The sequence below is a fragment of the Vibrio mytili genome (genome assembly GCF_049563345.1).
Classification (GTDB): domain Bacteria; phylum Pseudomonadota; class Gammaproteobacteria; order Enterobacterales; family Vibrionaceae; genus Vibrio; species Vibrio mytili.
In genome coordinates this window covers 1,370,211-1,389,802 of the sequence record NZ_CP110482.1, presented here as the reverse complement: position 1 = coordinate 1,389,802, position 19,592 = coordinate 1,370,211, and the positions used below count along the sequence as shown (strand labels likewise).

The following is a 19,592-nucleotide window of genomic DNA, read 5'->3' as shown; positions in this document are numbered from 1 at the left end:
AGTTCGAAAAATTAGAATATAATTATTTATTTTATTTAATCAAATAGTTAAGTTTTTATTTTTAGTTTTAATAATGACATATTCGGACTTTATTTAGGTGTTAGTGTTATTTTTTTGATGTTGTTTATGAGACAGGCGTGTTGAGGCTGCGCTTGGGTCTGCATGGGTTGCCTACGGCGAGCGTATCTTTTGGGATGTCTTTCGTGACTACACTTCCGGCACCAATCACGGCGCCACCTCCAATTTTTACGCCAGGTAAAATCACACAGTTTCCACCTATCCATACATTGCTGCCAATTTCTACCGGCTCTGCATAACCAACATGTTGATTTCGAGTCTGTGCATCCAGTGGATGGTGAGCGGTGTAAACCTGCACATTGGGACCGATAAAAACGTGATCGCCAATCGTGACTGGAGCACAGTCAAGGAGAGTGAAATTGAAGTTGATAAACACATGATTACCAATTGTCGTGTTAATACCGTAATCGATATTGATGGACTTCTCCATATGGACATCTTCGCCAATACTGGCAAAAATCTGCTTGAGTAATTGACGTTGCTGCTGGCGATCGCTGCGGGCGGTTTGGTTGTATTCCGCCGCTCTATCACGTGTTGTATCTCGAATTCGAATTAATTCTTCATCGTTAATATCATAGTGCTCGCCTGACACCATTTTTTCATACGCTGTGGTCATTTATTTGTACTCGAATTGATAACTGGTTTGATATTGATAAAGGGATTGTTTGGCAATAAATCTTCGATTCTCTTTGGGCCAGTTTTCATGATTAGGGCAATCAGGCAGAAACTGAGTTTCCAGCGCTACGCCCTGATAGTCATCGTACTCTCCTTGTCGAGAAGGTGTCCCTGCTAAGAAATTACCGCTGTAGAGTTGAATGGCTGGCTTATCGGTAAATACCGACATAGTGACTTGCTTGTCGGAACTCATCAGGCGAGCGATGGCTTGGCATCCATCAGTGAGTTCGTTCGGTAGAGTAAACGCATGATCATAACCTTTCGCTCTTTTTTGGTCCTCATCTTGAAGTAACTGCTCTCCAATACGATGAGCACGATTGAAATCAAAATGAGTCCCCTTCACGGACCTCAGTTCCCCGGTTGGAATTAAGGTCTCATTGGTTGGTAGGTACTCATTAGCGCTAAGTTGCAGTTCGTGATTAAGAATGGTTTGTCCTGATTCTGCACCATCCAAGTTAAAGTAGGCATGGTTGGTTAGGTTTATCGGGCAGTCTTGATCACAAATTGCAGAGTATTCGATGCGAACCTGGTTATTGTCTGTCAGCGTATAGGCGACTTCAGCGGTTAGGTTTCCTGGAAAGCCTTGATCGCCATCGGGAGACGTCAGGCAATATGTAATCTGGGAATCACTTTTTTCTTTTATTTGCCACCGGCGCTTGTCAAAGCCTTCAATGCCACCGTGTAGACTGTTTCCATTATTGTTCAGTGTGATGTTGTGCGTTGTGCCGTTTAACTGAAACTGTCCGTTAGCAATACGATTAGCGAATCGACCGATCGTGGCACCTAGAAATGCACTGTGGGTTTGATAGTCTTTTAGTGTTTTCATCCCCAATAGGACTTCACGTGGGCCTTGTTCCGTAGGCAGTTGACAGCTCAGCCATGTGGCACCAATGTCCATGAATGTGGCGGTCATGCCTCGTTGATTACGTAAAGTGTGCACGTGGGCCGGTAATTCATCAGAAAACAAATCAGCTTCAATCGAAGTCTTAATTGACTCTGGAGAGAGGTTCTTAGTCAGCATGGCTGCTCCTTATAAAGCTGTATTTACACAAATTCAAATATTGTGCTTCATAGTTGAACTCGATATTACAAGGTAACTTAGGAATGAACCGATAAAGCAATCATAAATAGGCACACACAGCTAATTTGTGCATGCTTTCAACAAATCCGTTTATATGTGAAGGTAAAGTGTCGGGTATAACTTTTTGATTTTTGTTCTTTTTTCTTTTCAGAATACTGAGGGGTGATGAAAGAGCGCCAGAAAAGGGCTCTTTCATTGACGAGAAGGTTTGTGTGGGATTAGTGAGTTCAAAGGTTCATTAAGCTTTCAAGCGATTCTTCAATAGTGTTGTAATGGTAGGTTTGAATGTTTTTACCATCCGTTGTGTTGATTTGAATTTCTGATATTTCGTTGCTTAAGTCACGCTCTATGATGCCAATCGAGTGATCAACCGACTTGCTGGTGATGACTCTTTGATTCCTTAATACGATGACGCAGGTATGTAGATTCATGCCAATTCCCTCTAGCCTTGATGACGTTGATAATGATTTTTGTGATGTTTGGGTTCCTAGCTAAACAAGCAAACGCTTTTCCTTACATGGAAAGTGGATGGCTGCTTATCTAGACAGTCTTTAACTTTAGTGGAAAAAATCTGAGATGCCAATGTGCACCATTATTAGGTTCCGTAAATGGCTACTATTGTTTCGCGTGAGTCCTACAATATAGACATATTTCATAGTATCTTTCATCCACGAGTCGCTCGAAAGGACATATCTAATGCCACTGCACCCTTATACTTCGCTGACTTTCGAACAATGTCAAAAGGCTCGCGTTTCCAGAGACGTTCGCTTTGATGGCCGCTTTTATGTTGCGGTGAAAACGACAGGTATTTTTTGTCGGCCAATTTGTCCGGCTAACTTACCTAACGAAGAGAATGTCGAATATTTCACTGATAAAGCACAAGCACTTAAGGCTGGATATCGCCCATGCCTGCGTTGTCGACCGGATAGCGCGCCCGGCTCTTGGGCCTGGAAAGGTGTGGAAACAACATTTCAGCGAGCGATGACTTTGATCGACAATGGTGAACTTCAGCACAGCGCTGTCACCGAACTCGCTGAGCGACTAGGAGTCTCTGACCGCTATTTAAGAATGCTTTTTGAGCGATACCTCGGTATGCCGCCAAAACAATATGCCCAATATCAGCAACTCATGTTTGCTAAGCAGTTATTGCATTCGAGTTCGATGTCCATTACCGATATTGGCTTTGCTGCTGGTTTTAATAGTACACGTCGATTTAACGATGCGTTTCAAAAGTGTTTGAAGCTTACGCCGTCCCAAGTTCGGCGGCAACTCGTCCAATCATCAGGCGGTCATCAAATAGTTTTGCCATTTCGAGGTGAGTTAAATTGGCAACACATGCTCAATTTCTACCGTATACGAGCGATTGAAGGTGTAGAAAACGTGACTCAAGAGAGCTATCAGAGAACGGTGTGTATTGAGAATAGCCAAGCATGGTTCAAAGCGACAAAAAGAGACAGTCATCTTAATTTAGAGTTTGAAATCGATGATGTTACTCAATTGCAACGTTTGGTTTTAGGTGTGCGCCGTATGTTCGATCTCGATACTGATATTGACACGGTAGAGCATTACCTGAATTCCGCGGTTCCGGGCTTAGTAACTGAAAAAGGCATTCGGATTCCGGGGGTATGGAGCCCTTGGGAGGCGGGGATCCGTGCGATTTTAGGTCAGCAAGTTTCTGTAAAAGCCGCAATTGGACAGCTCAATTTATTGGTCGAGAAACAGAGTGCTCCGGGCGCGATACGCTACTTTCCAGAACCTGATACGATTGCCAATGCTGATATTAGTTATTTACGTATGCCGCAGAGCCGTAAAGACACCTTAATTCGTTTTGCACAATTGATGCAGCAAAAACCAAAGATCGATCCGGTACAGTGGCTTGATTTAAAAGGCATTGGCCCGTGGACGATTCATTACGTTCAACTTCGTGGGCAGTCTCTTCCTGATTGCTTGCTAGATAACGATCTAGTGGTGAAGAGAACCATGCAACGCTATCCTTCGTTTGACCGACATGCCGTCTCTCCATGGGGGAGTTATGCCACCTTTCATTTATGGAACCAATCATGAAAAAAGTTTATACCGTCATGACTAGTCAATTTGGCGAAGTCACCATTCAGGCCAACGCTGATGGTTTGCTTGGCATTTGGTTTGAAACCTGCACAACGAAACCGGATGAGCTTGGTGATCGAGAAGATCATCATCCGGTGTTGAGTGAAAGTGTTGTTCAGTTGCAAGAGTATTTTACTGGGTTACGTAATGACTTTGATCTCCCACTTGCTGCAAAAGGAACCGATTTCCAAAACCAAGTTTGGCAAGCGCTAACCACAATCCCTTACGGTGAAACATGGAGTTATCAGGATCTGGCGAATGCGATTGGCAACCCAAAAGCGGTACGTGCAGTAGGGTTGGCAAATGGTAAAAACCCTATTTCTATTGTCGTGCCTTGCCATCGAGTGATTGGTAAAAATGGTAAGCTGACCGGGTATGCTGGTGGCGTGGAGCGAAAGCAAGGTTTGCTGGCGTTAGAGCAAGGTAACAAGCTTTAGTCGCAATCCAGATAAGGACTTGATTAATTAAACCTCGTTTGTGTAAATCCTGCGCACTCAAAATTAGGAAGCCCCGAAACCATGGTTCCGGGGCTTAGTTTGCTCGCGACAGTGAGAATAGGCGTCGCTTTAAGTCAACTGAGGTTTGGCTTGATATCGCCCTGGTTTATGGTTCATTGCCAAAATTAGGTTTGTAGCGACCGCTCCAATCACTGAGAGACCAATTAGGTAAATATCAACAATAAACAGAGACATTATGACAATGGCACAATCCAGAGCCATTTGAACTTTGCCTGCGCGAATGCCATAACGGTCCTGTAAAAACAACGCTAGGATATTGAATCCTCCCAAGCTCATCTTGTGACGGAAAATGACCAGCATTCCAGTGCCGATCATCCCACCGCCTATTAATGCAGCGTAAATTGGCGCGATTCTCGATATTTCCAATACATGGTGCAGGTGGTCAACGGCAAAAGAAACCAGTGACACGGCGATAAGCGTATTGATTGTGAAGCGCCATCCCATCCGTTTGACGGAAAGAATGTAAAACGGGAGGTTAAGCAGGAAGAAAACTTGTCCAAAACTGAAATCGCTGACTTTGGTAAGGAAGATGGCCAATCCAGCGGTTCCTCCTGTTAGTAGTCCAACTTTACTAAAAAATATGACGCCTAACGACACCAGTGCGCTACCGAGCATTAGCGCCAGCAGATTTTCTCTTAAGCTATGATCATTATCCATAAAACATGTTCCTTGGGTTTAATCAAGCCTTCCGCATAGGGTGAAAGTGGGAAGGACAGCGGACCTAAATATTGTCGGTCCAAAAAAACGCTCAATAACATGTCTTGAAAAGTGACCAATGTCGAGTTTTCAGCCAAAATAGGTGCAATGTGAACTGTTTAACATAATGTACACATGTCGTTTATGGAAGCGCAACAGAGCCTAGAATAAACCACTATTTAACCATAAATGTGCTCCGATGCTGGTGGCATAGCCGATTGCAATGACGGGCGCCCATTTTAGGTGACCAAAAAAGGTATATTGTCCGCGAGCGGCTCCCATTAATGCCACGCCAGCAGCTGAACCAATCGACAATAAGCTGCCACCAACGCCGGCCGTCAATGTGACGAGCAGCCAATTTCCTATCGACATACTTGGTTCCATGGTTAAGACGGCAAACATAACGGGGATATTATCTACGATGGCAGAGAGCACCCCAACCATCACATTGGCCCACACTGGGTTCCACTCTGTATACATGACATTTGAAACCAACTCTAAATAGCCAAGTAAACTCAAACCACCCACGCACATCACAACACCATAAAAGAACAGAAGCGTATCCCACTCCGCCCGTGATACCCGGTGGAAGACATCAAACGGAACGACAGAGCCGATGCGTTTTAAGGCCTGTTCATCTCCATTGGCAATGGCGATTGCTGTTTTTTTCGCGAGGGATTGCTTAAGTGTTTGGCGTAGAAAATAGCCAAAGAATTGCAAATAAGCTAATCCCATCATCATGCCGATGACCGGAGGGAAATGCAGCAATGCATGGAAGCAGACGGCGGTAGCGATGGTAAGGATGAACAACAGAACAATCCGTCTCGCACCACGCTTCAACTCGATATGCTCATGTACCGTGTTTGGCTTGGTGTTAGGTACAAAAAATGACATAACAAATGCAGGCACGAAATAGTTGAGCAAAGAAGGCACAAATAGCGGAATAAACTCTGCAAAGTGGACATGACCTGCTTGCCAGACCATTAAGGTTGTAATATCACCAAATGGACTGAAAGCGCCGCCTGCGTTTGCTGCGATAACGATATTGATACAAGCAATGTTAACGAATTTAGGGTTGTCCCCTGAAACTTTCATGACCACTGCACACATGAGCAGAGCCGTTGTTAAGTTATCAGCGATAGGAGAAATAATAAACGCAAGAAAACCCGTGAGCCAAAACAACTGTTTAAAACCAAAGCCTTTTCCGACCATCCAAGCTTGCAGAGCATCAAACAGTTTGCGTTCCTCCATTGCGTTGATGTAAGTCATCGCGACAAGTAGAAACAGTAACAACTCTGCGTATTCCAGTAAGTTATGCTCCAACGCAGCTTTCGCAACGTCGGGTTGGTTATGCTGAGCAAATGTATAGCCGATGAGAATCCAAATTAATCCAGCGGCCAATAGTACAGGCTTGGATTTTCTCATTTTTAGATACTCTTCTAGCATCACGAGAATATAAGCAATGGAAAAGAGAATGAGAGCGGTGTACCCGACTGCTGAGTTAACCAGATTGAGCTCATTGGTTGTGGAAGCCATACTCGAGTTGGAAAATAATAAACAACAGAAAGCTATGACTAAATAAATTGGCATCGACATTTCTCCCTTGTCTTAATGGAGAAATAGTAGACACAAATGAACCGTTTAGTTGTGAGAGAGTTCGAATTAACGTTAGACGCTAATCATTAGTGTGTCTTTGAGTGAGTGGCTACTTTTTGAGTGACGCAATGCTAGCGATGCCACAAAGAATGGCGGCGGCATACAAACCGTAAGTCAACCAATGACTGATCTCTAGAAATGGAACGATTTCTTGGGGTGCCCACATACTGCCTCCGTTTAATGAGCAAGTTAATGCGCCCAATCTAAATGAAATGAACAACGTTTTTTGTGAGAAGTGACTAATTCTAGTCGCCTAGAGTCCCTATTTTCAGTGAGTGAGAGAGAGCTCTCATTTTGATGTGGGTGAACAATTCTTGCAATTTAGAACGATCGTGCTAAAAATACAGCTATGAAAAAAGGAAAAGTGACCAAAGAACTGATTCTGCAACGCGCCTTTCAGATCGCCAGTGAGCAAGGGCTCGAGAGTTTGACAATTGGTGAACTCGCTAAGCAGTGTGGCATGTCAAAAAGCGGTTTGTTTGCCCATTTCAACTCTAAACTGAATTTACAGCTTTCGGTGCTGGAGTATGCGAACCAAGTTTTTACCGAGCGAGTCATCGCACCTGTTAGAGAGTTGGGGGATGACAATATTGAACACAAAATTCGAGGGCTGTTGGATAACTGGATGACATGGAATCACTCGTTTCAAGGCAGTTGCATGTTTCTTGATGCCTGGAATGACAGTGCTGCCGATGATTGTTTGCTGCAAACAGCACTCAGAAAGTCCATTGATACGTGGTTACATTATCTAGAAATACAAGTTATTAAAGGAAAGGAAAACCAAGAGTTCTCAGAAGATTTAGAGGCAAGCCAGGCGATTTTTGATTTGTACGGGCTGTATTTAAGCGCTCATGTGTTTTACTCAATTAAAGGTGAACAAGCGAGTCAAAAGCTATTTTGGCAAGGCATCGAAAATTTATTTGCACGATGGAAAGGTTAATCTCCAGACTATCAATCTAGAATCAAACAAATAAAGAAAGAGCGACACGTTCGCTCTTTCTTATCAGCCTTAAAAGCACGACCGTTCTATTTTTTGGCTGATAACGAAGGAACAAATCATGAGTGAGAAAATTTACTTTAACACCTCGCAGCGTTTTAGTGTCAAACGTAGCCTCGTCAACATTAGCACCCGTTTACATCATACTTTAGCGCCGTCACACGCAAAAAAAAGTGCAAGAAAGTTATTGCTTACGCCAGTTCGCACGCAGCCTAAAAACGCCCAGCCGAACGGGCTTGTAAAAAATGAAATTCAAGGGCGTAGCGGAATGATTAAAACCTATTCATTGGGTGCAGGTCCGATTTGGATACTGACTCATGGTTGGTCGGGGACAGCGAGTCAGTTCTATCCGTTAATGGAACATATTGCGGCAAAAGGTTATACGGCGCTTGCATACGATCATCCTGCTCATGGTGAAAGTGAAGGGCAGTATGGGCATATTCCTGGGTTTATTCGTGGTCTGGAAGATGTGCTCGATTCGGTGGATGATATTGTCGGTTTAGTGGGGCATAGTATGGGGACGGCCTCTGCGTTGGAATGTCGACACAGTAAGCTAGAAGGTAAGCCTTTGCTTCTTATCGCTCCGGTTTTGAATTATGTTGAAAACCTCTTTGGTAGCATTGCACGATCTGGGTACTCGATGAAACTGTTCCATGCCGTTGTGTCAGAAGTTGAAGAACAGTTTGACTATCCGTTGCAGGCGATTAACCCAATGGAGCGACTTGCAAATCGCCCTTCTTCGACCATCATCGTGCATGACAAACAGGATAAATTCACCAAACACAGCGTGTCTGCACAAGCTGCGCATGATATCGACAATGTTGAGCTTGTCACTACACAAGGGCAAGGTCACGGAAGAGTGATGACGTGCGAACAAGTGTTTGCTAGTTTCGATCGTTTAGTTGAAATAGCAGATGGTAAGTAAGTGATTACTTACATTTTAAGTTATTAATAATAATGAAGTTAAGAACAACAAAAGGACAGCCTAAGCTGTCCTTTTCTCATCGTGATCAGATAGGTTTATACCAATCTCCGGTATTGTTACCAGTCTTAATCAGTACGTGATTATGTCCTGATCCAGATTGATATACCTCTTGTGATCTCTTAGTTACAGTTTGCTGTACCTACTTCTTTCCAAACACCCCATTGACCAGACTTAGATGGATCTTCTCCACGTGTCCACCATTTTGCTTCCCAAGTACTGCCTGCGTGAGTGACTTGATCGCCGCCTGTGTAGACAGTGCTCTGATCCCATGCGTTGTCACATGTCACTGGGTCAGTGACTGAGGTGTACTCTGCTACGACAACCGTTGCGGTTGCAGTCGAAGATGCTTCGCCATCGCTTACGCTTACTGCAAAGTTTAGGCTGGTGTCTTGTGGGTATTCCGCTGCAGTAAAGGTCACTTTAGCACCTTCAATTGTTGCGTTTAGGCCTTGCGGTAGCGTCCAATTGAATGTGAGTGTGTCGCTGTCCGCATCCGTTGAAGCAGAGGCATCAACGACCACTACGTCACCTGCATTGGCTGTAGCTGGTGCCGATACTTGTGCCACAGGAGCGGTGTTTTGCGGTGGTTCAACCACGCCTGCTGGTTGTACAGTCACCACAACGAGATCCGTCGCGCTTTCGCCTTCGTTATCAGTCACGGTTAGTTGGAAGGTCAACTGCTCCTCCGTCGTCACTTCTGCTACATCAAAGCTTGCTGTTGCCGTGTTTGCACTGGTTAGTACCACGGCTGCTCCTGACACTTGTTCCCAAGCGTAACTAGCGATTGTCCCATCAGAATCAGACGATTGGCTACCATCCAGTACAACACTGGCAGGACCCGTTACTGATTGGTCTGCGCCAGCCGCTGCCGTTGGTGCATTGTTTGGCTGATCAATGACAACACCAGACATACCTTCGTGCATCGCGTTGAGAATATCACCGTTGTCTGCATCGATTTCCCAAGAGAATAGACCTGCTAGACCAAGTGACTTCGCGTAGTTACCTTTTGCGATAACAGAGCGTTTATCATCAAACGTGATTAACTCACCTGTTGAGCGATTCCAAACCCATGGTGCTTCGGCTTGTGCGTCATAACCGTATTCAAAACCATTGATACCTTTGTTATCGGCTCCTAGCATAAATGACTTAATGCCTTTGTAGTCGATAACGCCCGCTTCCCATACGCCTTGGGCTGTACTGCCTTTCAGTTTACCCGTTGCGGTACCTGTCATAGGATCGGTTGGATCGGTGAGTGTATCTGGTGTGACGCCTTCCCAACCACGACCGTACATGGCAGCTCCAAGGACTAGCTTGTTGGCAGGAACACCTTGTGCAAGAAGAAGTTGGATAGCGTTATCTGCAGTGTAAGCAGGCCCTTTGAACTGCTCACCGTTTTCATCTACACCGCTGCCGTCACATTGACCAGGGCGCATGAATGAACCACAGTAAAGCGCGGCTTGGTGACCCGGTACGTTGTTCCAACCGCCGTAAAAGTCATACGTCATTGCAAAAATGTAGTCCATGTATTGAACGGCATCTGCGTAGTCTACGTCTTCAATCTTGTCGTAACCTACGCCGATAGCTGACGTCAATTCGTACGTGCGGCCTGTCTCTGCTTCTAGCTCGTCAAGCATCGCGCGCAATTCACGCATTAGGGCAACGTAAGCCGGACCATCATTGACCGAGTCTCCTCTATCGGCTGCAGCACCGCCACCGCCAGGGAATTCCCAGTCAATGTCTACGCCGTCGTAGAACTTCCAAGTCTTCAAGAACTTTTTAACCGAAGCTACGAAAGTGTCACGGTTAGTTTTATCCACAAAGTCGAAGAATGGGTCTGACAGTGTCCAACCACCAATTGATGGGATTATCTTCAGGTCTGGGTTACGTTGTTTCAACGCCATTAGCATTGCGTAATTTCCCTTGATTGGGGTGCTGTACTCATGACCCGCTTGAGGGAAGCTCTTTTGGTAGGCTGCCCACGGGTCATGGATGACTACTTCGTAATCATTTACGCCATTACACGCGGTTTGCAGTGCGTTAAAGCTGTTGCCACCGACTGATTTTACTGACTCATTTGGACCACAAATTGGGATAAAACCGTAAAGGATGTGAGTCAAGTTATCGACAGGCATATTATCGACCGTGTAATCACGACCATAAATGCCCCATTCCACGAAATAAGTACCCATGACAACACTAGGATCGGTGTCGAAAGACTTGTTATTTGGATCGACATTCATTGTAAGCGGTTTTAAGTGAGAACCATCGGTGTCTGCGATCGTGATTTCAGCTGGTGCGCTTTTCGCACAGCCAGTTTCATCACATGCTTCGATTTCCATTTGGTACAAACCACCTTGACCATATTCGAATGTCGCTGTGGTTTGGCTACCAGAAATTGGACCGGTTGCGACTTTGACGCCATCAAAATAGATGTTGTATGTGTCACCAGAGGTCCCACTCCACTGGTTGAATTTTACCGTGATGGTGGCTTGGTCATGGTATTTCACCATGCTGTTGTAGCCAGATGTGGTTTCCATTGCCAGTTCAATTTTAGAAAACTGCAGGTTATTGGAACCATACAGATCGATACTTGGTGCTGTAGGCGCTGCCACTGCAGTGCCAGATAATGCTAACGCTACGCCAGCAGCACATAGATTAAATCGAATCATAACTTATCTCTCAATCCTTGGATTCGTGTTCTATAGGGAACATTAAGCTGCTCTTGCACCGCATAAATGACTGGTTTTTTACCCTGTCCAAAACACACACCATGTGCAAAAGCATCCTCTACAGCATTTCAGAGAGTTTTTTTTCGTCAAAAAAAATTAAAACGGTTTTCGAGTGATATGAGGGAAGTTAAATAAAACTCACACTCTGTTGCACGGAAAATGCCATATTGAGTCAATAAACAAATTATTTTCGGCAAGAATAGAATTTAGCGTTTACTCAAAAGACCTTGAGTGAAGGTTTTTTGTGGTTATCTGTTTGTTTATTTTGGTTTTTTGTCATTTTTTCGTTAGTTAACGGACTGAATTAATCGCTATTAAAATGTTCGCTTAATGCTGCTCGGCGTTTAGATGCTGTGCCGATTTCTGATCCTTGAACTGTGTGCTCAAACCCTTTGCGAATAAAACGTTGGTCTGGAAATAGAGGCTCAATACGGCGAATCTGTGGTGATAGGTGTGAACCGGATAGTTGATAAACCGTCTTACCTAAACCGGTGTTAAGAGTGATGGTTTGTCCATCAAAGTCGAACTTGGTTGAGACCAAGCGATGGTTACGGTATACCCCTTCAGACGTAAAGTTGAGCCGCTCAGTTTGATAAGGTGGTGCGCCTATTTCGATCCATTCACCATAAATATTAGTGGGACTAATAGATGCTTGATAGGAGAGGTGAAGTTGATAGCTGGTAAAGGCAAGAAGACTAGCACCGACAAAAGCGAAAATGATTTTTAATAGTGTGCGCTGATTCAGAATGGCCTCCCTCGGTCACGTGTGGAGCACGGTCGATCTTGCGTTTTGGTTTATTGTTGCCATGACAGTATAACGGCTTACATCATGGTGCGAGTCTTCTGACAGAATTACAAATGATCCTGTATTTACCGTTAACAAATCATGATCTAGAGAGTGTTTTTACATCCTGATACAACACTTTTGATCTATATCCAACCAAATAGTTATTAGATTTAAGTATTGAGTCATTGATAAAAACAAGGTAAAAAAGAGCGGATTATTGATAAGGAAAACAAGTATGAGCATTAAGGAAAATAGCTATTTCGCTGGTGGCGTTAAGTCACTCGGTTTTAGTCAACATGAACAGGACATCAGTGTTGGTGTAATGCTTCCTGGTACGTATACCTTTGGTACTCAAGCCCCAGAGCGTATGACTGTTGTTAAAGGTGCACTCGTCGTTAAGCTTGCGGGTGAAGGCGACTGGAGAACATACTCTAGCGGTGAGTCGTTCGATGTAGACGGTAGCTCATCGTTTGAAGTTGAAGTAAAAGACGCTTCTGCTTACTTGTGTGAATATTTGTAAATTCAGTTGAGTTACGCCACTCGGCGAATTCACTTAGGTCATCTACTATGACAAAAGGCAAAGTTCTGGTGTTGTATTCCTGAGGGAATGGTGAATCCTGAATTGCGCCTGTCTATCGAGACTAAAGCCACCTTGAGTGGCTTTTTTTGTTTGCCCAGCATATCTGTAACTAACGTGTATACTTAAAGTAACCAAGTGAATTAGATAACCACTAAGGAGGAAGTGATGGCGATACAACAAAAACATACCGATCTCCCTCCTCGTTACGAGTCTAAGGATTTCACCGACGAGCAGAGACACCGATTCACGGAAGTGGCGAATGCGGCGCAAAAGCGGCGTGATCGGTATAGACGTGCGATAGCTAATAGCTTGAGAAGAAAGAAAGCAAGTTCACGAACGTTTAATGTTGACAACACGCCTTCGAAAGATAAACCGAGACGCACCCGTCGAGTCATCGCGCTTATCATGGTATTAGTACTTGGATTGTTGGCAATGTATCTGTTTTAGGCATGTATAGAGTCGGTGTTCATCATTTGAACCTCTCCATGCTTTATCGAGAATAGCAGTCTTTGATTCTACCAATGAAAAATATTTTTACTCTTAACGTGAATTTGTGTTGCTGATGCCCCCCAACAATGACTAGAATCCACGCTTGCACTTGGGTTGGTTAAACTTCAAGTTTTAATTATTATTTTTATTAACTGCCTCACATTTTTTGTGGGGCAGTTTTTCATTGTGTGAAGGTAACTACTATGCCTAATGGCCAGACAATCAACCAACGTATGTCGATCGTGACATTAGCTTGGCCCATATTTGTCGAAATTTTGCTACGGACGGCTTTAGGAACCAGTGATGTATTTATGTTAAGTGGCTATTCTGACAAAGCGGTCTCGGCGGTTGGGGTTATTACTCAGATCACCTTCTTTCTGATTGTTGTGTCTACTTTTGTTAGCAGTGGCACTGGGATTCTAATCGCGCAATACAACGGCGCTGATCGGGATAAGGACTCTGTTGATGTCGGGGTTGCCAGTATTGTTTTATCTATAATCATCGGTGTGTTATTGAGTGTTGTAGCCGTGCTTGGCGCGATATTTTTACTGCCATACTATGGTTTAGAAGCTCAGGTAGAGCAATATGCACGTGAGTACTTACTTATTAGTGGTGCCCTGACATTCAACGTAACGATTGGCATTGTACTGACCACGATTTTACGTAGTCACGGTTATTCACGCTCGCCGATGATGGTTAATTTAATTAGTGGTGTACTCAACGTTGCGGGCAATTACATAGCGTTGTATCAACCGTTTGGGTTGCCAGTATTCGGTGTTCAGGGTGTCGCAGTGGCAACGGTGGTGAGCCAAGTCATTGGCACACTGATGTTTTGGCTTATTTTGGCTCGTAGCAGCATTGCATTACCGATGTCGACACTCAAACAAGTCCCCGCAGATATTTATAAAAGGATTCTAAAAATTGGTGGGATGAATGCGGGTGAAGTGTTGTCATATAACCTTGCGCAAATTTGTATTGTGTACTTCGTCGTCCAGATGGGGACCGCGTCTTTGGCTGCGTTTACTTATGCTCAGAACATCGCGCGATTTTCTTTTGCTTTTGCCTTGGCAATAGGTCAGGCTGCTCAGATTCAAACGGGTTATTACATTGGCAAAGGTTGGGTAACGAGCATTCTTAAACGAGTACAAATCTATTTTCTCGTTGGTTTTGCTGCTTCTACGATCGCAACAACGCTGATCTACCTATTCAAAGACGAAATTCTGCGTGTCTTTACTGAACAACCCGAAATATTGGCATTGACGGGTTCACTTGTTCTGGGCTCCATTGTTCTTGAAGCGGGCCGAGTATTTAACTTGATTTTTATTGCTGGGTTGAAGGGCGCTGGCGATATCAAGTTCCCCGTTCAGATGGGCATACTGAGTATGTGGGGTCTAGGTGTGTTGTTCTCTTACATCTTTGGTATTCATATGGGCTACGGGGTATTGGGAGCATGGATGGCGATTGCTCTTGATGAATGGATGCGCGGTATCATCATGGCGAGACGCTGGCGCTCACAGGTGTGGACCAAGTTTAAAATGAGTTGATATTTTGACTCAGAAGCGATGAGAGGGCAGTGCCTGCTCATCGCTAACTTTAAAATTCGCAATCAGCCTGAAACACCATCCTCTCTTTTGTATAGGGATGGTCCAATTCTAATGTTTCGGCGTGCAGGTGCAGACGCTCGGCTTTTTCGCCGTACAAACCGTCACCCACCATTGGCATGTTCAAGCCCAGATGATGCGCGCTGTGGACACGCAGTTGGTGGGTGCGACCCGTTTTAGGGTACATATATACCTTACTGCGGCCGTTCTTTACTTCAATCAACTGCCAGTAAGTCTCGGCTGGTTTGCCGTGTTCATAACAAACTAATTGACGTGGACGGTCTTCTGGATCGCCACGCATTGGTAATGAGATTTCACCCTCTGAATCCTTGAGTTCACCTTCTAGCAACGCCATATAGCGCTTTGTTACGCCCCGGGCCATGAACTGTTTTTGCAAGCTTTTATTGGCGCGCTTAGTAAGCGCAAACACTAAGATTCCTGATGTTGCCATGTCTAAGCGATGGATGACAAAAGGTCCTTCCACGTCAGAAAATAGGCTCTGAAGTCGCGTATAGGCCGAGTCTTTGATGGTTTTTCCCGGTACTGATAGCAATCCTGAAGGCTTATTAACAACTACCATGGCATCGTCTTGGTAAAGTATTTCCAGCTCTTTATCTTCTGCCCAGTTTTCGGCTAGGGGATTGGCTTCAACATTCAAGCCTTGCATCATGTGGCCTAAAATTGGCTGGCACTTGCTGTTGCATGATGGATAGAATTTCTTGTGTTGACGCACCTCCGATTTGGGAGATTCCCCCCACCAGAACTCGGCAAGCGCTAACGGTTTTAGGCCATGTTTAAAAGCATACTGAAGTAGCTTGGGGGCCGCACATTCCCCGGCACCAGCTGGTGGTACAGGGTTACTGGTCTCGGCGAAAATATCCACCAAATCACGTGATTCACCAAAGCTATTGAGGAAGCGATATTGACGGTGAAGTTTATGCTGCAGCGCGTTAGACCGCTCTTTTCTGAGTGCTTTAAACTCATTGAGTTGCTGTTTGAGTTCTGCCAATCGCTGCTCTTTTACTGCCAACTTTTCATCCCACATCATCTTGAGGTGCTTTAGTTGGTTTTTGTCGGCCACGCTTTGTTTACTTAACTCATCCAGCAATGCTTTGAGAGCGTCAGGGCCGAGTGTTTGCTCGCCTTGTCTACGCTGTTCTTTGCGTTTAGCGCGTCCTGCTATCATCACTTGTCGTTGCTGCTGTTCTGCTTGTTGGTAAGCCGCCCGGTCGGCTTGAATGTCTGCTGTTAGCTCAGCCAATTCAGGGTTAGCTGCTGCCTTTCTGTAGTCGGTATTGACCGCATTGATGGCATCAGTTTCTGCACGGAAGAAACCCAGATCGGTCAACATATCATAAACTGGTGGCACAAAGCCTGGCAGCAAGTTTTTATCCGCGATTTTTCCGGAGAAGGCGCTTAGATAACCCAGCTCTCCTTGTTTATTTTTCACCAAGAGCACACCGAACATTTTTCCACGTCCTGATTTATGAGCGTCCAGGCCAAAATCATGATCAAAATCGCTTTGCGTGAGCAAATTCTGTTGTAACTGCTCAGCGGCCAATACACAAAGCGGATGCGGTGTATAGTAGAACGGAAACGTAAACTGCTCAGGTAACGTATAGCCAGAAATATCAGCAGTAAAGCGAGTAAAACAGTGTTCAGGAGAGTGCATGGTGAATATCCGCACGAGTAAAAAATTGAGCGAGGATTGTACATGTTTGATTCAAGAATGCCATATACCTGACCCACATCGAGGTGCTCGTTTTTATGAGAGTGGTTTGAGCTGTCAGACGCAGCATCGCGCTAAATTCTATATCTTGTAGTGACTTGATTGTTCTGGTGCGTCTTCACTTGAGATTCATTCACGATCCTGTACCTTAAACCATATTCCTATTTCTTACACCAGTTAGAGTTTTATCGTATGCCACACGCTAGTATTAAATTTATCGCCTCCGATATGGACGGTACGTTGCTTGACCAATATGGTCGCTTAGATCCAGAATTTTTCGACTTGTTTTTGCAGTTAGAACAAAAAGGCATTGTGTTTTCAGCGGCATCTGGTCGCCAGTACTACAGCTTACGTGACACGTTCGCTCCTATCCAAGACCGTATTGTTTACGTCGCGGAAAATGGTACGTTGGTGATGCACAAGGATAAAGAAATCTATAGCTGTACCATTCCTAAAGCAGAAGTGGCAGAGATCGTCACAGCGGCGCGTGACATTGAAGGGGCGCACATCGTATTGTGTGGCAAACGCTCTGCATATATAGAGAATCAAGACCAAAAAACATTAGAAGAATTTCAGAAGTACTACCACCGTTGTGAACGTGTCGACGATTTACTGGGTGTTGACGATGAGTTCATCAAAGTGGCTATTTGTCATTTTGACGGCTCAGAAGAGCAGCTTTTTTCCACCATGAATGCGAAGTTTGGTGATTCACATAAAGTCGTGGTGAGTGCAAAAATTTGGCTAGATGTGATGAATGCCAAAGCGTCAAAAGGGGCTGCGATAGAGTTTTTGCAACAAACCATGGGCTTTACTCCTGCTGAAACCATGACCTTTGGTGATTATTTGAATGACCTTGAAATGCTACAAGTGAGTGAGCACTCTTATGCCGTTGCCAATGCGCACGAAAAGATAAAACAGGTGGCTCGATTTTCTGCACCTAGCAATCAAGACTCAGGCGTTTTAACCGTACTCCGGGAGCGATTTAATTTGGATTAGGTTTGTCTGTGAATATTAAAAACTCCCTAATGCTTGGAAAGGGAGTTTTTACGACTAGGTGTATATATTGGTTGTATCACCATAAGTAGGGCTTTGTATTTATATCTGTCGCTCTGGTACCGGTTCAGTTTGTGATTTTGGGCGACTTTCAAACGTCTTGCTACTTGCGAATTTCATTTTATACATGCGCTTGTCTGCATAGTTTATGAGCAAGTCAATATCGTCACTGTCAATTGGATAATGCGCAATACCAATACTTGTCGACAGAGAATTGGTCTGTTTTACTGCTAAAACTGGCGTGACGAATACGTTGTGAATGAGTTGTCGTGCTTGTGTATCATTGATACTTTCGCCTTCAATCACGACGGCAAATTCGTCCCCTCCCATCCGATAAACAGTGAAATGATTCATTTGCATTGCTTTTAGTCTTTTCGCGACCTCTTTAAGTACGAAGTCACCCGCCTGATGCCCGTGTGTATCATTAATCGCTTTAAAGCCATTTAAATCCAAAATGCACAATGAAAAGCTGGTGTGATTCTTTGTGTACTTTCGCAAAGTATTAAACAAAGCATTTCGATTACCAAGTCCGGTCAATGGGTCACTGAGCGCCAGCTTTCTGTGAAAATGAGACTCGCGATAAAAGAAATAAATCAGCGAGAGTGTGGATAGCACAAAGGTAGCAAACAACATGTATTGCGCTCGCATTAATCGTTGTGTTTCTCCTTGTTGGGCTTCGTAGACCTTACTGCTTTGACGAAAGTTTTGGTTTACGAAATCAACCAAATTTAGATACAACGTTTGGGTAGACCGATAAAATATCGCTGCCGCTTGACTGTCGCCTGTCTTTGCTTCAACAAGCTGTGGCTCTAGAGCTTTGTATTGTTCAAACAGATCTAAAAAATAATATTGGATGTTGTTGCGCTTAAAAAACTCAAAGGCGTCATGACTGTTAATCAGTAGGTCGAAACGGCTCCAAGCGAGTTCATATTGCAGTTCCGCCCCTTCAATATTCAAAACGTTTTCATCGAGCCTCCTGGCTTCACTCACTAACTCAGAGAGCTCTTTCGAGAGTTGAAACAAAAACCAAGTGGCTTGTTTTTGTTCTTTAGTAAAATTTTGTGCCAAATCGCGGGTTTGTTGCAGCAGAAATACGTTCGCAAGTAATAAAGATACCGCGAAAATGACCAGCAACAGTTTATTCAATGACGAGTAATGCCATTTTTGGGCTTTGTCTGAAGACGTGCTTGCGTTGGTCATTTTTTCATTTCTATCTGACTGACTTGCCAAACCATCTGTGCATGATACTCAGTCCGATCTATTTCAGGGTAACTGCTTAATGGGTACACAACCCAATAAGGCCCTTTATCTCGTATTTTTATATATTGACCATCTTTCTTAAAAGCCAAGATTGGTTCATAACGAAGAATATCTTGACGAGGTAATATTGAGTGATAATTGTTGAGACCAGCGATATCAGTATATTCAGGGATACTGCCGTAGATCTGGGTAAGTAGAGTACTGAGCTTTACACCATCAAATTTAGCTGGTGCAGAAATCCAAGGTAAATTGGTTGTATAACTGGTAATGGGTAAAGCCTGAAGTTGTTCTAGCGTTACCGAAACATCGGTTTTTTGAGAACCACTAAAAACGATTTCATGTGCAGAGATAAATGTTGAAAAAACCAACAAAATCAAAGCGATTATCTTCTTCATTATAAGGCCTTGTTATATTTTATTATTTTGTTCTGCTTATGCAACCATGACTGATAGTCATAACTAATTTGTGGTCTTATTAATATAGTCAACCTAAATGCATTATATATCAGATTTTGGTTCAAAAGTAACGACTGGTTTGTTGAAGGTTAATGCTATTCAGTGATAAGACGTAGT

Annotated in this window: 18 protein-coding genes; 8 read left to right on the top strand and 10 right to left on the bottom strand. The window is 44.1% G+C overall.

Features of this window, described 5'->3' with window-relative positions; translation table 11 throughout:
• Positions 1 to 124: 124 nt before the first annotated feature.
• From ONE56_RS19730 to ONE56_RS19720, 3 genes are all read right to left on the bottom strand, one after another.
• The gene (locus ONE56_RS19730) at positions 125 to 673 is read right to left on the bottom strand and encodes a sugar O-acetyltransferase (protein WP_423841161.1); all 549 of its coding nucleotides are present in this window, start codon (positions 671 to 673) and stop codon (positions 125 to 127) included.
• 21 nt (positions 674 to 694) lie between these two features.
• A complete protein-coding gene (galM, locus tag ONE56_RS19725) occupies positions 695 to 1,774 on the bottom strand; it encodes a galactose-1-epimerase (RefSeq protein WP_415679424.1) in 1,080 nt (359 codons plus the stop codon).
• Between the two features lie 287 nt (positions 1,775 to 2,061).
• The gene (locus tag ONE56_RS19720; protein ID WP_423840817.1) at positions 2,062 to 2,265 is read right to left on the bottom strand and encodes a hypothetical protein; all 204 of its coding nucleotides are present in this window, start codon (positions 2,263 to 2,265) and stop codon (positions 2,062 to 2,064) included.
• 265 nt (positions 2,266 to 2,530) lie between these two features.
• On the opposite strand from ONE56_RS19720, the gene ONE56_RS19715 reads away from it, so the two are divergent.
• Together ONE56_RS19715 and ONE56_RS19710 are read left to right on the top strand one after the other, a co-directional pair.
• Positions 2,531 to 3,898, top strand: a complete 1,368-nt coding sequence (locus ONE56_RS19715) for a DNA-3-methyladenine glycosylase 2 family protein (protein ID WP_423840816.1) — start codon at positions 2,531 to 2,533, stop codon at positions 3,896 to 3,898.
• The gene (locus tag ONE56_RS19710) at positions 3,895 to 4,377 is read left to right on the top strand and encodes a methylated-DNA--[protein]-cysteine S-methyltransferase (RefSeq protein WP_423840815.1); all 483 of its coding nucleotides are present in this window, start codon (positions 3,895 to 3,897) and stop codon (positions 4,375 to 4,377) included. Before ONE56_RS19715 ends, ONE56_RS19710 begins: the two co-directional genes overlap by 4 nt.
• 129 nt (positions 4,378 to 4,506) lie before the next feature.
• Here ONE56_RS19710 and ONE56_RS19705 read toward each other — a convergent pair whose 3' ends face one another.
• Both ONE56_RS19705 and nhaD read right to left on the bottom strand, forming a co-directional pair.
• Complete coding sequence (locus tag ONE56_RS19705; protein ID WP_041155184.1) at positions 4,507 to 5,115, bottom strand: YitT family protein; 609 nt, start codon at positions 5,113 to 5,115, stop codon at positions 4,507 to 4,509.
• 201 nt (positions 5,116 to 5,316) lie between these two features.
• Positions 5,317 to 6,744: a sodium:proton antiporter NhaD gene (nhaD, locus tag ONE56_RS19700; RefSeq protein ID WP_423840814.1), complete on the bottom strand. Its 1,428-nt coding sequence runs from the start codon at positions 6,742 to 6,744 to the stop codon at positions 5,317 to 5,319.
• A gap of 415 nt (positions 6,745 to 7,159) precedes the next feature.
• Between nhaD and ONE56_RS19695 the strand changes: the two genes are divergently transcribed.
• Together ONE56_RS19695 and ONE56_RS19690 are read left to right on the top strand one after the other, a co-directional pair.
• The gene (locus ONE56_RS19695; protein ID WP_423840813.1) at positions 7,160 to 7,750 is read left to right on the top strand and encodes a TetR/AcrR family transcriptional regulator; all 591 of its coding nucleotides are present in this window, start codon (positions 7,160 to 7,162) and stop codon (positions 7,748 to 7,750) included.
• A gap of 118 nt (positions 7,751 to 7,868) precedes the next feature.
• Positions 7,869 to 8,732 carry an alpha/beta hydrolase gene (locus ONE56_RS19690; RefSeq protein WP_423840812.1) on the top strand — a complete coding sequence of 288 codons (864 nt, stop codon included), beginning with the start codon at positions 7,869 to 7,871 and terminating at the stop codon, positions 8,730 to 8,732.
• Between the two features lie 179 nt (positions 8,733 to 8,911).
• Here the strand turns inward: ONE56_RS19690 and ONE56_RS19685 are convergent, their stop codons facing one another.
• A complete protein-coding gene (locus ONE56_RS19685; RefSeq protein ID WP_423840811.1) occupies positions 8,912 to 11,461 on the bottom strand; it encodes a glycosyl hydrolase family 18 protein in 2,550 nt (849 codons plus the stop codon).
• 364 nt (positions 11,462 to 11,825) lie between these two features.
• A complete protein-coding gene (locus ONE56_RS19680; RefSeq protein WP_423841160.1) occupies positions 11,826 to 12,269 on the bottom strand; it encodes a DUF2850 domain-containing protein in 444 nt (147 codons plus the stop codon).
• Between the two features lie 274 nt (positions 12,270 to 12,543).
• Between ONE56_RS19680 and ONE56_RS19675 the strand changes: the two genes are divergently transcribed.
• The 3 genes from ONE56_RS19675 (at position 12,544) to ONE56_RS19665 (ending at position 14,921) form a co-directional block, all read left to right on the top strand.
• Complete coding sequence (locus ONE56_RS19675) at positions 12,544 to 12,828, top strand: pyrimidine/purine nucleoside phosphorylase (RefSeq protein WP_423840810.1); 285 nt, start codon at positions 12,544 to 12,546, stop codon at positions 12,826 to 12,828.
• A 225-nt stretch (positions 12,829 to 13,053) separates the two neighbouring features.
• A complete protein-coding gene (locus ONE56_RS19670) occupies positions 13,054 to 13,335 on the top strand; it encodes a hypothetical protein (RefSeq protein ID WP_423840809.1) in 282 nt (93 codons plus the stop codon).
• 245 nt (positions 13,336 to 13,580) lie between these two features.
• Positions 13,581 to 14,921 carry an MATE family efflux transporter gene (locus ONE56_RS19665; RefSeq protein WP_423840808.1) on the top strand — a complete coding sequence of 447 codons (1,341 nt, stop codon included), beginning with the start codon at positions 13,581 to 13,583 and terminating at the stop codon, positions 14,919 to 14,921.
• 49 nt (positions 14,922 to 14,970) lie between these two features.
• Here the strand turns inward: ONE56_RS19665 and ONE56_RS19660 are convergent, their stop codons facing one another.
• Positions 14,971 to 16,650: an RluA family pseudouridine synthase gene (locus tag ONE56_RS19660; RefSeq protein ID WP_331437966.1), complete on the bottom strand. Its 1,680-nt coding sequence runs from the start codon at positions 16,648 to 16,650 to the stop codon at positions 14,971 to 14,973.
• 249 nt (positions 16,651 to 16,899) lie between these two features.
• On the opposite strand from ONE56_RS19660, the gene ONE56_RS19655 reads away from it, so the two are divergent.
• Positions 16,900 to 17,703, top strand: coding sequence for an HAD family hydrolase (locus ONE56_RS19655; protein ID WP_423840807.1), 804 nt, complete (start codon positions 16,900 to 16,902; stop codon positions 17,701 to 17,703).
• Between the two features lie 99 nt (positions 17,704 to 17,802).
• Here ONE56_RS19655 and ONE56_RS19650 read toward each other — a convergent pair whose 3' ends face one another.
• Both ONE56_RS19650 and ONE56_RS19645 read right to left on the bottom strand, forming a co-directional pair.
• Positions 17,803 to 18,960, bottom strand: coding sequence for a diguanylate cyclase domain-containing protein (locus ONE56_RS19650; protein ID WP_423840806.1), 1,158 nt, complete (start codon positions 18,958 to 18,960; stop codon positions 17,803 to 17,805).
• Positions 18,957 to 19,415, bottom strand: coding sequence for an oxidoreductase (locus tag ONE56_RS19645; protein WP_423840805.1), 459 nt, complete (start codon positions 19,413 to 19,415; stop codon positions 18,957 to 18,959). Before ONE56_RS19645 ends, ONE56_RS19650 begins: the two co-directional genes overlap by 4 nt.
• Positions 19,416 to 19,592: the final 177 nt, after the last annotated feature.